Consider the following 14,484-nt stretch of genomic DNA (forward strand, 5'->3'; position numbering starts at 1 on the left):
ATGAAAAATATTAAAGCAATAATTTTTGATGCATATGGCACTTTATTTGATGTCAATTCAGCAGCAGAAAAATGTAAAGATAAAATTGGTGATAAGTGGGAAGGTTTTGCAAATTACTGGCGAACTACTCAATTAGAATACACTTGGCTCAGAAGTCTAATGAATAGACATAAAGACTTTTGGCAGGTGACAGAAGATAGTTTGGATAAATCTATGAAGGCTTACGAAATAGATTTATCAATGAAAAATGAATTATTAAATCTTTATAAGGTGCTCTCACCTTTTCCTGAAGTACCTGAAATTTTAAAAAGATTAAAAGAAAAAAATTATAAATTAGGTATTCTTTCAAATGGAACACCCTCACTTCTTGATGAATTAGTTAAGAGTAATAATTTAGATAATATATTTGATGATATTTTTTCAATTGAAGAAGTTGGAATTTATAAACCAGACTCAAAAGTTTATGACATGCCAATTAAAAAATACAAAATACAAAAAGAAGAAGTCGCATTTTTAAGTGCTAATACTTGGGATGTTTCTGGTGGTGGAAATTATGGTTACAATTCTATTTGGGTAAACAGAAATAATAATATTTTTGATAACCTTGATTATAAACCTGAAGATGAGGTTAAGAACTTAAAACAATTGCTTGATATTATCTAATTCTATTTTCTTCAAAATTCTTATTTAGTTTTACTGAAATAGTTCGAGTATTTCTTTTATTCCACTCTGAAAAGGATCTTAAGATAGGCATAACCGAAAGCCCAAATTCTGTAAGTGAATACTCAACTTTTGGGGGCATTATTCGAATTACTTTTCTATTAATTATTCCATCTCCTTCTAGTTCCTTAAGCTGCTTGGATAACATTTGTTGTGTAATGGTTTTTAATCCTTTTTTGAGCTCACCAAATCTAATTTTTTTACTTTGCAGCAAACTAAACAAAATTCTAATTTTCCATTTACCTCCAAGAAAGTAAACGGCTCTTTCAGCTGGACAATCTATTAAATTTTTCATGGTATGTTTTTGTATACTAGTATGTTTACTTTGCGTTATTGCTTTATTAATACCAAAGCACTAAATAGAAGTCAAATAAATTGAAAGGATCAATATGACTAAAGGACAAAACGCAGGTAACGGACCAATTGCAGTAGATGTAGAGAAAGATAAATCTTACTACTGGTGTTCATGTGGAAAGAGTTCAAAGCAACCATTTTGTGATGGATCTCATCAAGGTTCAGAATTCACTCCTCTGGCTTACAAAGCAGAAGAAACAAAAAAAGTATTTTTTTGTGCTTGTAAACAAACTAACAACCAGCCTCTTTGCGATGGTTCACACAGTAAGTAATGATTAAAGCAAGTAAAAGAACTAAAAATATGAACAATATCTTAGATCTGACTGGTAGAATACTTATCTCTCTAATTTTTTTGTTAAGTGGAATTAATAAAATTGGAAACTATGAAGGAACAGTTGGTTGGATGGAGTCTTTAGGTGTGCCTGGCATTTTTTTAATACCAGCTATCATACTTGAGATAGGTGCACCGATATTAATTATGATTGGATATAAAGTAAAAGTTTCAGCAGCTTTATTAAGTATATTTTGTATCGCCACAGCGGTTATTTTTCATAATAATCTTTCTGATCAAATGCAGTTTATATCTTTTATGAAAAATATTGCTCTTGCTGGGGGTTTTTTATTCTTAGTTGTTAATGAAACAAAAGATTTCAGTCTAGATAAAAAATTAAATAATCGTTAATTAACTAAATATATAAGTGTCTTGATGCTTTAAATTAAGACACTTATAAAAATTACATATTATTTTAAGATTTAATTTATTAGAGTAAGGGTATTAATGGACAAGCCAACTATAGCAGATAACAAACCTAAAAAAGTAGAACTAGTACAAAATGAAGAATACATGTTTTGTACTTGTGGAAAATCTAAAAACCAACCATTTTGTGATTGGTCTCATGCTGGTACTTCATTTGAGCCTATAAATTTTAAAGCTGAAGAAACTGGTGATGCTTATCTTTGTATGTGTAAACATAGTAGTACCAAACCTTATTGTGACGGTACGCATAAAAATTTTACCTCTGATCAAATTAATAAATCAGAAGAAGTTTCAGGCACTAATGAAACAAAGAGTACAGAAGAAGAGCCACATCTTGCATACATTCATGAGCTTGCAAAAAATGGCTTAACAAAACTTGGTCATCATGGAGAAATGGGAGCAATGGGTGTTCCCTCAAAAGACTTGCCAAAGTGGGAAGATATTCAAATACTTACAGCCCAACTAGCAAAAAAACCTCTTCTAGATAATGATAAAGTTGAGACAGATATAATTATAGGTAAAAACTCAAATAAACCTCTAACGTTAAAGATTCCAATTTTTGTATCTGACATGAGCTTTGGTGCGCTATCAGAGGAGGCAAAAATTGCTCTAGCAAAAGGTGCTGAGGGAGCTGGTACAGGAATTTGCTCCGGAGAAGGTGGAATGCTTTTAGAAGAGCAAAAAAATAATTCAAAGTATTTTTATGAACTTGCTTCTGCTAAATTTGGTTATTCAGAAGATAAGTTAAAAAATATTCAAGCTTTTCATTTTAAAGGTGGTCAAGCTGCAAAAACTGGAACAGGTGGACATTTACCAGGGAACAAAGTTAAAGGTAAAATATCTGAGGTAAGACAAATTCCAGAAGGTGAAGATGCTATCTCCCCTTCTACTTTCAAAGACCTGACAACAGTTGATGATTTTTTAAAATTCTCAAACAGAGTTAGAGAGTTAACTGGTGGTATTCCAATAGGATTTAAATTATCTGCTCAACATATAGAAGATGACATTGAATTTGCCGTAAGTGCTAGTGCTGATTATATTATTCTTGATGGGCGTGGTGGTGGAACTGGGGCTGCTCCTTTAATATTTAGAGATAATATTTCTGTTCCCACAATTCCAGCCTTAGCAAGAGCTAGAAATTATTTAGATAAAAAAGGTTATGACCATGTATCATTAATTGTAACAGGTGGATTAAGAACTTCTGCAGATTTTGTAAAAGCACTTGCTCTTGGAGCAGATGGTATTGCAATCTCTAACTCAGCCATGCAAGCAATAGGATGCGTTGGTGCTAGAATGTGTAATACAAATAATTGCCCCGCTGGTATTGCCACTCAAAGACCAGAACTTAGAAAAAAATTAAATATTGACGAATCTTCTGCAAGATTAACTAGATTTTTTAATGCATCTGTAGATCTAATGAAGATATTAGCAAGAGCATGCGGACATGATCATCTTAATAAACTTTCTATAAATGATTTAACAACTTGGAAGAAGGAAATGAGCGAACTATCTGGTGTGTCATTTGGTGGAATTATAAATAATAAGCAAAACAATAAATAGAGGATAGAAATGAGTAATATTGAAGTAGAAAAAATTATAGAACCAGTTGCAGCGTCAGATGGTGCTGGTGTTAAATTAAAAAGAAGTATTGGCACTCACCTTATTGATTACCACGATCCCTTTTTAATGTTGGATGAATTTGGTTCTGAAAATAAAGATGATTACATTGGTGGTTTCCCTCCTCATCCTCACAGAGGAATTGAAACAGTAACATATATGCTTGCTGGCGACTTTGAACATAAAGACAGTACAGGTGGCGAAGGAATAATGACTGCTGGAGATGTTCAGTGGATGAAAACTGGAAGTGGTATCATTCATTCAGAAATGCCTGCAATGAAAGAAGGTAAGCTTCATGGATTTCAATTATGGGTAAACATGCCTGCTAAATTGAAAATGACTAAACCTGAATATATTTATATTGATGCAGATAAAATGAGCACTCATAAAGATGATGATAAAACTGTCAAAGTGATTGCTGGAAAATTTCAAGATGCAGAAGGACCTGTTAAAGGTCACAATGTTGAACCTGTTTATTTTGATGTAGAGCTTGAAAAAGGAAAAGAATTTAATTTTGATCTTCCCTCAACTCACAATTCATTAATATATTTAGTTGAGGGTGAAATTAAAGTTGGCAATCAAGATCATGATGCCGTTAAAGATTCTACTTTAATTATTCTAACTAGAGGTGAAAAATTAAAAGTATCTAGCTTAACTAAAGCCAAGTTTTTATTGATATCTGGAAAGCCAATTGGTGAGCCTATTGCTAGAGGGGGTCCATTTGTAATGAATACTAAAGCAGAGATCTTGCAAGCAGTTCAAGATTATCATAATGATACATTTGTAAAATAATGAAAACTATTAAAATAGAAAGATTTGGTGGTCCTGAAGTCTTAGAAGTTAAAGATATTGAAATTGGTAAACCAGGTCCAAAAGAAGTTGTGATAAAAAATTTATCAATTGGACTTAACTATATTGACGTTTATCACCGAACAGGTTTGTATCCTATTCCTCTTCCAAGTGGAATTGGCCTAGAGGCATGTGGAATAATTGAAGAAGTTGGTTCAGAAGTTGATCTGTTTAAAGTTGGAGATAGAGTGGCTCACTCTTCAATGCCAATTGGAAGTTATTCAGAAAAACAATTGTTTCCTCAAGAAAAATTAGTTTTAGTTCCAGAGGGTATCTCTGATGAAATAGCATCTTGTATTATGCTTAAAGGGATTACTGCTGAATATTTATTACACAGAGCTTATCCAATTAAAAAAGGTGACAAAGTATTATACCACGCAGCAGCTGGTGGTGTTGGCCAAATATTATGCCAGTGGGCTAATGCATTAGGAGCTGAAGTTATTGGAACTGTTGGCTCTAAAGAAAAAGAAGCTATTGCTAAAAAAAATGGTTGTCATCATGTAATAAATTATACTGATACAAACTTTGTTGAAGAGGTGGAAAAAATTGCAGGTAAAAATGGAGTTGATGTTGTCTATGATGGTGTTGGTATTAAAACATTCGATGGATCAATTGAAACCTTAAAGGTTAGAGGTATGATGGTCGCTTTTGGTAACGCATCAGGTTACGTTGATACGATAGATGTTAAAAAACATATTAATGCAAAAGGATTATTTTTTACTCGTCCTTCTATTGCACATTATACAATGACAAGGGAAGAATTAGTTGAGTCAGCTAAAAAAGTTTTTGATGCAATTTTGTCTGGAAAATTTAAAGTTGAAATTTCAAAAAAATACTCACTTGATGATGCTAAAAAAGCTCATGAAGAATTAGAAGCAAGACTATTAACCGGTCCTGCAGTTATTATTCCTAATTAATCTAAATTAACATCCATATCAGACATATGCAATTTTAATGCATTTGTTGATACTTGAATTTCTCTCATAAAAACAACAATTGAAATCATCATCGATAAACAACAAGATCCAAAGATTAATCTTGCAGCAAAAATTTCATTCAAATAAAGGGCAAACACAGTCAACATATTAAATAAGAAACCAAATGCAGCAAACATAATAGTCCATTTTAAAAGAACAATTCTTCCACTTAAATTTATAAACTGTTTTTTCCACTCAGGAGGAATATGATTTTCATACACATGTTCATCATGAAGCTGCCTAATAAGCTTGCTCAAAGAATGAAATCTGTTGCTATATACGCTCATCAATAAAGGAATGGCCGGAAACATCAATGCTGTAACTGTGTAATCTATATTCATACGAATCAGTTTGATTATGAAACTAGCCTTTGTTATTTACAAGTAAATTATTATGAAACAATTAAATCTCTTTATTGAACTAACAAGATTGAAGAGACCTATTGGCTATATGTTATTATTTTGGCCTTGTGCATGGGGACTAACTCTTGCTTATGATTTCTCAAAAAACTTAAATGATTATTTTTTTTACTTATTATTATTTTTTTTAGGATCAGTTCTAATGCGTTCTGCAGGATGCGTTGTAAATGATATCTCTGACAAAGAATTTGATAAAAAAGTTTCAAGAACAAAAAATAGACCTATTGCGTCTAATCAAGTTTCCATAAAATTAGGAATATTTTATACTTTGATTTTATGTCTACTTGCGCTTTTGGTTTTAATTAACTTTAATAACTTAACAATCTTACTTGCACTTGGGTCTATGCCTCTAGCCTTCACTTACCCTTTAATGAAAAGATTTACTTATTGGCCTCAATTATTTTTAGGAATAACATTTAATTATGGTCTAATTTTAGGATGGACTGCAATTCAGGGTGAAATAAATGCTGTTGCTATTATTTTTTACTTTGGAGCCATATTTTGGACACTAGGATACGACACAATTTATGGGTTTCAAGATATTAAAGATGACGAAATTATAGGTGTAAAATCAACTTCAATAAAATTCAAAAATAAACCAAAAAATTTTGTATCCACATGTTATGTTTTTCTAATTTTTTCTATTTTAATTGTGGGCTATATGATGAATTATAATTACTTTTTTTATGCAAGCTTGTTAATAACAATTGCCCACTTATTTTTTTACCAAATTAAATCTTTTAACCCAAAAAGCCCATCTATGTGCTTAAAAGTTTTTAAAAGTAATAATTTAGTTGGTCTTCTCATTTTTTGTAATATTTTAATCGGTAAATTTTAATGAATAATTCAGAGATTTATAAAAGACTTTATAAAGATTACTCAAAAAAATATATTAATAAAATATTAATATCAGTTTTTTTTGGAGTTCTTGTTGCAGCAAGCACTTCTGCTATAGCTTGGCTTTTGGATCCTGCTATTAAAAAAATATTTGTTGAAAAAGACCAATCTTTAATAATTGTAATTCCTCTATTAATAATTGTAGCGTTTACAATTAAAGGTTTTGCACTCTATTTTGCAAAAGCAATTATGATTAAAGTTGCAGAAGAAATTAAAAAAATTCTCCAATCACAAATGGTAAAATCTCTAATTAAAGCAGATACTCAATTAATTGATCAAAAACATTCTGGAAAATTCATCTCAAACCTAACATATGATGTAACTCATATTACAACATTGCTTAGTACTGCTGTTTTAAATTTATTTAAGGATAGCTTAACTCTATTTGGGTTGTTATTTGTGATGTTTTATCAGAACTGGAAATTATCATTGATTGCAATAATAATGATTCCTATTGCTGGTTTAGCTTCAAAAACTCTTGGTAAAAGAATGGGGAAAGTCGTTACAGAGGCTCAAGAAAAATCAGGTTTTTTAAACACACACTTAATTGAATTATTTAAAAACCACAAATTAGTAAAAATATTTCAAAGAGAAGAATATGAAAGCAAAAGGACTGACGAACATTTGGACCAATTAAAAGATAAAAATATAAAAATAAATACAGTATATGTTAGAATGTCTCCAATCATGGAAACCTTAACAGGAATAATGATCGCAATTTTAATATTCTATTCAGGAAAATTGGCTCTTAAGAGTGAAATTGAAATAGGTAATTTTTTTTCTTTTCTAGCAGCAATGATGCTCGCTTATCAGCCAGTTAGAGCTTTATCAACAATCAATATAACTTTAAAACAAGGGTTATCAGCAGCCAATAGAATTCTACCTATTATTGATCATAAAAATACAATTATAGATCTCGACGATTCTAAGGATTTAAATATCACCGATGCATCCATTAAATTTAATAAATTAAACTTTAAATACAATTCTAATGAAGAAAATGTCTTAAAGAATATTAATATTGATATAGCCGGTGGTAAAATGACATCTTTAGTTGGACACAGTGGTTCCGGAAAATCAACAATTTTAAACTTAATACCAAGATTTTATGATGCACAATCAGGAGATATCTTGATTGATAATCAATCTATATACAAAGTAAAAATTAAATCTCTAAGAGATAAAATATCCCTTGTAAGTCAAGATACAACTTTGTTTGATGATACGATAAAAAATAATATCAAATATGCAAAAGATAATGTCTCTGATGAAGAGGTAATTTCAGCAGCAAAATTTTCTTATGCGAATGAATTTATAGAACAATTGCCCAACAAGTATGAAACTATAATAGGTGAAAATGGAATTAGGCTATCCGGGGGGGAGAAGCAAAGGTTATCAATTGCGAGAGCCATGATCAAGAAAAGTCCAATAATTCTCTTAGATGAAGCAACTTCATCATTAGATTCTGAAACTGAAAGTAAAATTCAAGATGCCTTAAAAATATTAACTAAAGATAAGACAACCATTGTAATAGCCCATAGACTGTCAACAATTTTAAGCTCTGATCAAATTTACATTATTGACTCTGGAAATGTTGTTGCGAACGGTAAACATGATGAATTATTAAATAATTCAGAACTTTATAAAAATTTCTATGAGAAGCAAATTCGTAAAGAATAATGTTTTTTTTATATCAAATAATAATTACCCTTACTCTAATATTCTCTCCATTAATTATATTTTTTAGAATTTTAAAAAAAAAAGAAGATAAAAAAAGATATAAAGAAAAATTTTGCTTTCCATCAAAAAAACGTATTAGTGGTAATTTAATTTGGTTTCATGGATCAAGTGTGGGTGAACTTTTAAGTATTTTACCTCTAGTTCAAGAGCTTGAAAAAAATAAGTCTATAAACCAAATTTTAATAACTACTTCAACTTTGAGTTCTGCTCAAATATTTAAAAAATTTAATTTTAAAAAAACTGTTCATCAATTTTTTCCAATAGACTCGATATTCTTTTCTTATAAATTTTTGAATTACTGGAAGCCAACTATTGCAATATTTATTGAGTCTGAGATTTGGCCTAGCATCTTTAAGATTATTAATAAAAAAAAAATTCCATTAACACTTCTTAATGCAAGAATTACAAAAAAGACTTTTGATAAATGGAGGGGTGTAAAAAAATTTTCAAACTCAGTATTTCAAAATATTTCAATTGCCTACCCTCAAAATGAAGAAACATTTAATTATCTTAAAAAATTAAACGTCTCAAAAGTAAAAAAAATAGGAAATCTTAAGTTTTTCAATAATCAACAATCTAAATTTACTAAACTAGACAAAATTTTTTTAAAAAATATAAATCCTAAAAAAGTTTGGTGTGCTTCAAGCACACATCCAGGTGAAGAAATCATTTGTGCAAATACTCACATAAAACTAAAGAAAAAATATAAAAATTTATTAACAATAATAATACCAAGACATATTCATCGTGTTAGTAAAATAGTTGATGAAATTAAAGGTTTAGATTTGAATATAGTTTTACACAGTTCAAAACCAAAAAAATTAAATAATACAGACATTTATTTGGTGGACACATATGGTGAGACAAAGAAATTTTATCAATCTTCTAATATAGTTTTTATGGGTAAATCAATATCGGGAAATGGTGGTCAAAACCCTCTTGAACCTACCAACTTAGGTTCTACTGTTTTGTATGGGCCACACGTAGATAACTTTAAAGATACCTACAAATTACTCAATAAACTAAAGATTGCTTATAAAGTTAATGGAGTAAAAAGCTTAACTCAATCAATAGACAAATTAATTACTAATCCCAATAACAAAAAAAACTATTTAAAAATTGCAAAAATAGGAAAAAAAATACTTAATGAAACTAAAGATGAGATAAATAGTTTATTTAATAATGAAATTAAAAAAACCTAAATTCTGGGATCATAAAAAACCATCCTTTTTTTCATATCTACTATTACCTTTTTCAATAATTTTAGGCTTAATCACTAAAATAAAATCAAAACCTAAATTTTCTAATTCAAAAATTAAAACAATCTGTGTTGGAAACATCTATATTGGGGGAACAGGCAAGACATCACTGGCCATCAAGATAAAAGAAATTTTAGATAAAAATAATATCAGAGCTTGTTTTATTAAAAAATTTTATCCCAATCAAACTGATGAGCAAAAACTACTTAGTAAAAACGGAGTTTTGTTTAGCAATTTGAAAAGAATTACTGCACTTAATGAAGCCATTTCAGAAGGTTTTGAAGTTGCTATCTTTGATGATGGACTACAAGATAGCACTATCAAATATGACTTAGAAATTGTTTGTTTTAATAATCTAAATTGGATCGGAAATGGACTTACACTACCATCAGGACCTTTAAGAGAAAATATTAATAATCTGAAATCTTATGAAAATGTTTTTTTAAATGGAAATGAAGAAAGTCTAATTGCCATCAAAGAACAAATTAAAAGAATTAACCCAAATATTAATATTAATTCTGGAAAATATATACCGTTAAACATAGATGAATTTGATAAAGATCAAAATTACTTGGTTTTTTCTGGTATTGGTAATCACAAAACTTTTGTAGAGATGTTAAAAAATAATAAATTAAAAATTGTAAGTGATTTAGAATATCCAGATCATTACCAGTATTCAAAAAAAGATTTTGATGAAATAATAATCAATGCAAAAAAATTCAACGCACATATTATAACTACTGAAAAAGATTATTTAAGGCTAGAAAACTTAAATAAAAATGAAATTTTTTATGTTAAATCAAGTCTTGATATATCAGATGAGAAAAATCTCACAAACAAACTAATTAAATTAAATGAAAAAAATTAAATATTTTTTTGAATTTTTAATTATATCTTCTCTTTTTATTATTTATAAATTTTTAGGATTAAAAATTTCATCTCACTTCAGTGGAAAATTATTTGAAACATTTGGTCCAATTTTCAGATCAAAAAACCTCATTAAAACTAATATTCAAAGAGCTATTCCTAAAATTAATACCTCAAAAATTAAGAGTATTACAAAAGATATGTGGAATAATTATGGAAGGACATTGTCTGAATATATGTTTCTTAAAGGTTTTAGAAATGATCAATTTAGATCAAATATTAATATTACAGGTAAAGAAATTCTTCAAAAAATAAAGTTTGAAAAAACCCCAGTAATTTTTGTTTCTGGTCATTTTAGTAATTTTGAATTAATGGCGATGGAAATTGAAAAATCTGGTGTAAATCTATCAGCAATATATCGACCATTAAACAATATTTTCTTAAATATATTAATGGAAAGAATTAGAAAAAAATATATTTGCAAAAATCAAATTAAAAAAGGAACTAGTGGAGTTAGAGAATTATTAAAATTATATAAAAAAGGCTACTCTATAGCCTTAATGATTGATCAGAGAGTCTCTCAAGGAATAAAATCTAAATTCTTTAATCAAGAAGCATTCACCACAACAATTCCCGCACAATTTATAAAAAAATTTAATTGTAAAGTAGTACCAATTTCTATTAAGAGGCATAATGGTGTAAATTTTAATATTAAAGTTGAAAAACCTATTGAGTTTTCAAAAAACTCCTCTACTGAAAAAATTACTAGAGAGCTAAACATTTGGCTGGAGAAAACAATTTTAAAAAATCCAGGGGAATGGATATGGTCTCATGATAGATGGAAGTAAGAATTTAGTGTGTCTCTTTTTTTTTATGAGCTTCTACATATGAAAAATATGGTTCTTGAAGCTCAACATTCCAATAATTAAGATTTTCTAAACTAATTGATTTTCCTGATACAGCACAAACGACATGATCACCATTTTCAATAATTTCAAAGTTATTTGGTAAATATTTTAATTTTGCTAATTTTTTATTCATTTTTAGTTTATATACATCTATATGAAAGTTGGAATAATTGGAAGTGGTGGAAGAGAGCACGCTCTATGTCTGTCCATCAAAAAATCACCTAGAGTTAACAAGATATACTGCTTTCCTGGTAATGCAGGAACTTCTGATATAGCTGAGAATATTGAAATTGATTTATCAGACTTTAACAAGATTAAAGAATTTTCAATCAAAAATGAAATTAGTTTATTAATTGTTGGACCAGAAAAACCATTAGTTGATGGAATAGTGGATTTCTTTAAAGATACTGAAATAAGTATTTTTGGTCCTGATAAAATTTCTTCTCAGTTAGAAGGATCAAAAATATTTACAAAAAAAATATGTGAAAAGCACAATATACCAACTGCTAAATTTGGTATTTTTGAAAATGCCAATGATGCAATATCTTTTTTAGATAAAACTCAGTTTCCACTTGTTGTCAAAGCTGATGGTCTTGCATCTGGAAAAGGTGTTTATATTTGTGAAAATAAAGATGATGCAAATTTAGCAATAAAAGAAGTTTTTGATGGAAAGTTTGGATTAGCAAAAAATATATTAATTGAGGAATTTCTTGTTGGTGAAGAAATGAGCTATTTTATTATAAGTGATGGTAAAGAAATCAAGGGTTTTGAAACTGCACAAGATCATAAAAGAGTTCTAGAAGGTGATAAAGGAGCGAATACAGGCGGAATGGGTGCTTATTCACCTTCAAGACTACTCAATCAACCTTTGGAAGAAAAAATATTAAATAAAATAATCAAACCTACCATTAACGCTCTAGAAGAAATGGGATCTAATTATAAAGGATTCTTATACGCTGGCTTAATGATAGTTAAAGATGAACCTTATTTGATTGAATACAATGTACGAATGGGAGATCCAGAGTGTCAGACTATTTTACCAAAATTAAAAACAGATTTATTTGAAATTATCAATGCGTGCTGCAATGAAAACCTAAAAGATATAAATTTAGAGTGGCATGAAAAAAAAAGTCTATGTATTGTTTTATGTTCAAAGGGCTACCCAGATAAATATAATAATCAAATTTTAATAGATAATATTGGAAATCTAAAGCTTGATGAGGATGATTATTTTTTTCACGCTGGTACAAAAAAAATAAACGATCAGGTTTATTCAAATGGTGGAAGAGTAATTAATTTTGTTAGTCTGTCATCAAATTTTAAAAATAGTAGAGATAAAGCAATAAATTTAATTAAAAACCTAAATTGGAAAGATGGTTTCTATAGAAAAGATATTGGTCATAAGGTGATTGATGAATGAGAATTATTTCAGGAAATTTTAAAGGCAAAAAAATTCTTCTACCTAAAGATAAACTAACAAGACCTCTCAAAGATTTAACAAAAGAGTCAATTTTTAATATATTAAAACATTCTAAATTATTAAATGTAGAGTTAGAAAATTCTAATATTTTAGATTTATTTTCAGGTGTTGGATCATTTGGTCTCGAATGTTTATCAAGAGGAGCTAGAAATATTACCTTCTTGGAGAGTTACACAGAAGTATTAAATATTTTAAAAAAAAATATAGATAATTTAAATCAACAAAATCAAACAAAAATAATTGAAAAAGATATTTTTTCTGAAAATACACTTAAACTATTAAATGACAAATTTGATATTATTTTTATGGACCCTCCCTATAAGGAAAAAAAATTACCTTTTCTGCTGAATGCAATAACTAAATTAGAATTGCTTAACACAGATGGCATCATAATTATTCACAGACATAAAAAAGAAGATGACGACCTACCAAAGGAATTCAACCTAATTCTAGAAAAAAATTATGGTATTTCAAAAATTATATTTGGAAATGTTTTAACTTAATATTTTTTTTGTTTCTATTTTTATCAACTCAACAGAAGGTTGATCAAATGGATTAACATTTAAAGCTCGACCAAGTAAAATAGTCTCTAATATAAAGAAACAGAACAATTCACCTAGAGACTGTTCATTTCTTTTTAAAATTCTAAAGCTTCTAAAAGGTATTTTTTTTGAAATAAAAACTTTCTCTGTAGCAATCATTTGAGATTGTTTTATTTTTTCTATTGATAAGTTTTTTAAAAACTTATGAGTATTTAAAACACTATCATTCTTAATTTTTATATTTCTATTTTCTATAACATTAAAAAATGTATAAAAATATTTATTTGGGCCGTCTAGATAAAGCTGCATTAAACTATGATTATCTTTTGGCATTGAAGAAACAACAGGTAATAATCCAAGTGATTTTTTTCCTAAACTTTCAGCTATTAGTTGCTGATACCATTTAAATAAATTTTCAGATAGCTCGTCATAATTTAAAATTATAGATGTCTGCTTTCCACTCTTAATTAAGTTTAACGTAGTTGACACGTTGCTTACTAAATTATTAATAAAATTTTTATTTTTAATAAGATTATTAAATTGTTTAAATTTTTTTTCATTTAAATTCATTAATTCTGCAGGTAACATTCCAACTTCTGACAACACAGAATACCTGCCTCCTACGTAATTTTTATGCTCAAATATTTCTGCCTTTAGTTTTGATGCTAAGTTAGTTAGATAGCTATTTTTTGACTCAGTAATAATAATATTTTTTTCTTTTTTGGTAATTAATGCATTGGCATTCGCTATTGTCTCCAATGTATTTCCTGATTTAGAAATAATTAAATTTAAATTTATATTTTTATTATTAAAATAATCTGCATTGCTGTTTAAATTATTTACAAAAGTAATTTTTTTTTTTATTTTAGGTTTTAAAAAATCATAAATAGCTTCAGAGCCAAGAACAGATCCACCCATACCAATTATTCTTAAATTTGATAATTTTTTATATTTTTTAATTATTTTTTTTGAATAGCTATATTTATATGTGGGTTTTAAAGTTTCAAACAATGCTGGCTGATTTTTTAGTAGTTTTAAAAAATCTTTTTTTATTATTTTGGAACTTTTAATATTTAAAAAATTTTTAAATATCATTTA

General features: G+C 28.3%; 17 protein-coding genes. 13 read left to right on the plus strand and 4 right to left on the minus strand.

What is annotated here, in order from left to right:
- Positions 1 to 663, plus strand: a complete 663-nt coding sequence (locus SAR11_RS00700; protein WP_011281499.1) for a haloacid dehalogenase type II — start codon at positions 1 to 3, stop codon at positions 661 to 663.
- Here SAR11_RS00700 and SAR11_RS00705 read toward each other — a convergent pair.
- Complete coding sequence (locus tag SAR11_RS00705; RefSeq protein WP_006997770.1) at positions 656 to 1,015, minus strand: winged helix-turn-helix transcriptional regulator; 360 nt, start codon at positions 1,013 to 1,015, stop codon at positions 656 to 658. The genes SAR11_RS00700 and SAR11_RS00705 overlap by 8 nt on opposite strands.
- 94 nt (positions 1,016 to 1,109) lie before the next feature.
- Here SAR11_RS00705 and SAR11_RS00710 point away from each other — a divergent pair, with 94 nt between their 5' ends.
- From SAR11_RS00710 to SAR11_RS00730, 5 genes are all read left to right on the plus strand, one after another.
- Entirely contained in the window at positions 1,110 to 1,346 is a 237-nt protein-coding gene (locus SAR11_RS00710; RefSeq protein WP_006997769.1) for a CDGSH iron-sulfur domain-containing protein, read from the plus strand.
- Positions 1,346 to 1,756, plus strand: coding sequence for a DoxX family protein (locus tag SAR11_RS00715; RefSeq protein WP_018413556.1), 411 nt, complete (start codon positions 1,346 to 1,348; stop codon positions 1,754 to 1,756). The genes SAR11_RS00710 and SAR11_RS00715 overlap by 1 nt, the downstream gene beginning before the upstream one ends.
- 96 nt (positions 1,757 to 1,852) lie before the next feature.
- The gene (locus tag SAR11_RS00720; protein ID WP_011281501.1) at positions 1,853 to 3,391 is read left to right on the plus strand and encodes a glutamate synthase-related protein; all 1,539 of its coding nucleotides are present in this window, start codon (positions 1,853 to 1,855) and stop codon (positions 3,389 to 3,391) included.
- A gap of 9 nt (positions 3,392 to 3,400) precedes the next feature.
- Positions 3,401 to 4,240 (plus strand): pirin family protein, encoded by an 840-nt coding sequence (locus SAR11_RS00725; RefSeq protein WP_006997766.1) that lies wholly within the window; start codon positions 3,401 to 3,403, stop codon positions 4,238 to 4,240.
- Positions 4,240 to 5,214, plus strand: coding sequence for a quinone oxidoreductase family protein (locus tag SAR11_RS00730; protein ID WP_006997765.1), 975 nt, complete (start codon positions 4,240 to 4,242; stop codon positions 5,212 to 5,214). Before SAR11_RS00725 ends, SAR11_RS00730 begins: the two co-directional genes overlap by 1 nt.
- Here SAR11_RS00730 and SAR11_RS00735 read toward each other — a convergent pair.
- Positions 5,211 to 5,615, minus strand: coding sequence for a DUF2721 domain-containing protein (locus SAR11_RS00735; protein WP_011281502.1), 405 nt, complete (start codon positions 5,613 to 5,615; stop codon positions 5,211 to 5,213). The two genes, SAR11_RS00730 and SAR11_RS00735, sit on opposite strands and share 4 nt — an antisense overlap.
- Positions 5,616 to 5,667: 52 nt before the next feature.
- Here SAR11_RS00735 and ubiA point away from each other — a divergent pair, with 52 nt between their 5' ends.
- Genes ubiA through SAR11_RS00760 form a run of 5 tightly spaced genes read left to right on the plus strand, consistent with a single transcriptional unit; the run spans position 5,668 to position 11,304 of the window.
- Entirely contained in the window at positions 5,668 to 6,531 is an 864-nt protein-coding gene (gene ubiA / locus SAR11_RS00740) for a 4-hydroxybenzoate octaprenyltransferase (protein ID WP_011281503.1), read from the plus strand.
- The gene (locus SAR11_RS00745; RefSeq protein WP_011281504.1) at positions 6,531 to 8,270 is read left to right on the plus strand and encodes an ABC transporter ATP-binding protein; all 1,740 of its coding nucleotides are present in this window, start codon (positions 6,531 to 6,533) and stop codon (positions 8,268 to 8,270) included. Before ubiA ends, SAR11_RS00745 begins: the two co-directional genes overlap by 1 nt.
- Positions 8,270 to 9,532, plus strand: coding sequence for a 3-deoxy-D-manno-octulosonic acid transferase (locus SAR11_RS00750; protein ID WP_006997761.1), 1,263 nt, complete (start codon positions 8,270 to 8,272; stop codon positions 9,530 to 9,532). Before SAR11_RS00745 ends, SAR11_RS00750 begins: the two co-directional genes overlap by 1 nt.
- Positions 9,513 to 10,457, plus strand: a complete 945-nt coding sequence (gene lpxK, locus SAR11_RS00755; RefSeq protein ID WP_011281505.1) for a tetraacyldisaccharide 4'-kinase — start codon at positions 9,513 to 9,515, stop codon at positions 10,455 to 10,457. The genes SAR11_RS00750 and lpxK overlap by 20 nt, the downstream gene beginning before the upstream one ends.
- Complete coding sequence (locus SAR11_RS00760; RefSeq protein ID WP_006997759.1) at positions 10,444 to 11,304, plus strand: lysophospholipid acyltransferase family protein; 861 nt, start codon at positions 10,444 to 10,446, stop codon at positions 11,302 to 11,304. Before lpxK ends, SAR11_RS00760 begins: the two co-directional genes overlap by 14 nt.
- Before the next feature lie 4 nt (positions 11,305 to 11,308).
- Here SAR11_RS00760 and SAR11_RS00765 read toward each other — a convergent pair whose 3' ends face one another.
- Complete coding sequence (locus tag SAR11_RS00765) at positions 11,309 to 11,497, minus strand: DUF2093 domain-containing protein (RefSeq protein ID WP_006997758.1); 189 nt, start codon at positions 11,495 to 11,497, stop codon at positions 11,309 to 11,311.
- Positions 11,498 to 11,518: 21 nt separating this feature from the next.
- On the opposite strand from SAR11_RS00765, the gene purD reads away from it, so the two are divergent.
- Together purD and rsmD are read left to right on the plus strand one after the other, a co-directional pair.
- The gene (gene purD, locus SAR11_RS00770) at positions 11,519 to 12,784 is read left to right on the plus strand and encodes a phosphoribosylamine--glycine ligase (protein WP_006997757.1); all 1,266 of its coding nucleotides are present in this window, start codon (positions 11,519 to 11,521) and stop codon (positions 12,782 to 12,784) included.
- Entirely contained in the window at positions 12,781 to 13,347 is a 567-nt protein-coding gene (rsmD, locus tag SAR11_RS00775) for a 16S rRNA (guanine(966)-N(2))-methyltransferase RsmD (RefSeq protein ID WP_006997756.1), read from the plus strand. The genes purD and rsmD overlap by 4 nt, the downstream gene beginning before the upstream one ends.
- Here rsmD and SAR11_RS00780 read toward each other — a convergent pair.
- Positions 13,339 to 14,481 (minus strand): glucose-6-phosphate isomerase, encoded by a 1,143-nt coding sequence (locus SAR11_RS00780; RefSeq protein ID WP_006997755.1) that lies wholly within the window; start codon positions 14,479 to 14,481, stop codon positions 13,339 to 13,341. The genes rsmD and SAR11_RS00780 overlap by 9 nt on opposite strands.
- Positions 14,482 to 14,484 lie beyond the last annotated feature (3 nt).

Source organism: Candidatus Pelagibacter ubique HTCC1062 (genome assembly GCF_000012345.1).
GTDB classification, from domain to species: domain Bacteria; phylum Pseudomonadota; class Alphaproteobacteria; order Pelagibacterales; family Pelagibacteraceae; genus Pelagibacter; species Pelagibacter ubiqueversans.

What these genes read in the sequence shown, in the direction of transcription:
- SAR11_RS00745 (WP_011281504.1), top strand. Translation starts at nt 6,531, where the DNA reads ATGAATAATTCAGAGATTTATAAAAGACTTTATAAAGATTACTCAAAA.
- SAR11_RS00730 (WP_006997765.1), top strand. Translation starts at nt 4,240, where the DNA reads ATGAAAACTATTAAAATAGAAAGATTTGGTGGTCCTGAAGTCTTAGAA.
- SAR11_RS00710 (WP_006997769.1), top strand. Translation starts at nt 1,110, where the DNA reads ATGACTAAAGGACAAAACGCAGGTAACGGACCAATTGCAGTAGATGTA.
- SAR11_RS00700 (WP_011281499.1), top strand. Translation starts at nt 1, where the DNA reads ATGAAAAATATTAAAGCAATAATTTTTGATGCATATGGCACTTTATTT.
- SAR11_RS00750 (WP_006997761.1), top strand. Translation starts at nt 8,270, where the DNA reads ATGTTTTTTTTATATCAAATAATAATTACCCTTACTCTAATATTCTCT.
- SAR11_RS00705 (WP_006997770.1), bottom strand. Translation starts at nt 1,015, where the DNA reads ATGAAAAATTTAATAGATTGTCCAGCTGAAAGAGCCGTTTACTTTCTT.
- ubiA (WP_011281503.1), top strand. Translation starts at nt 5,668, where the DNA reads ATGAAACAATTAAATCTCTTTATTGAACTAACAAGATTGAAGAGACCT.
- rsmD (WP_006997756.1), top strand. Translation starts at nt 12,781, where the DNA reads ATGAGAATTATTTCAGGAAATTTTAAAGGCAAAAAAATTCTTCTACCT.
- SAR11_RS00780 (WP_006997755.1), bottom strand. Translation starts at nt 14,481, where the DNA reads ATGATATTTAAAAATTTTTTAAATATTAAAAGTTCCAAAATAATAAAA.
- SAR11_RS00720 (WP_011281501.1), top strand. Translation starts at nt 1,853, where the DNA reads ATGGACAAGCCAACTATAGCAGATAACAAACCTAAAAAAGTAGAACTA.
- purD (WP_006997757.1), top strand. Translation starts at nt 11,519, where the DNA reads ATGAAAGTTGGAATAATTGGAAGTGGTGGAAGAGAGCACGCTCTATGT.
- SAR11_RS00715 (WP_018413556.1), top strand. Translation starts at nt 1,346, where the DNA reads ATGATTAAAGCAAGTAAAAGAACTAAAAATATGAACAATATCTTAGAT.
- lpxK (WP_011281505.1), top strand. Translation starts at nt 9,513, where the DNA reads ATGAAATTAAAAAAACCTAAATTCTGGGATCATAAAAAACCATCCTTT.
- SAR11_RS00765 (WP_006997758.1), bottom strand. Translation starts at nt 11,497, where the DNA reads ATGAATAAAAAATTAGCAAAATTAAAATATTTACCAAATAACTTTGAA.
- SAR11_RS00735 (WP_011281502.1), bottom strand. Translation starts at nt 5,615, where the DNA reads ATGAATATAGATTACACAGTTACAGCATTGATGTTTCCGGCCATTCCT.
- SAR11_RS00725 (WP_006997766.1), top strand. Translation starts at nt 3,401, where the DNA reads ATGAGTAATATTGAAGTAGAAAAAATTATAGAACCAGTTGCAGCGTCA.
- SAR11_RS00760 (WP_006997759.1), top strand. Translation starts at nt 10,444, where the DNA reads ATGAAAAAAATTAAATATTTTTTTGAATTTTTAATTATATCTTCTCTT.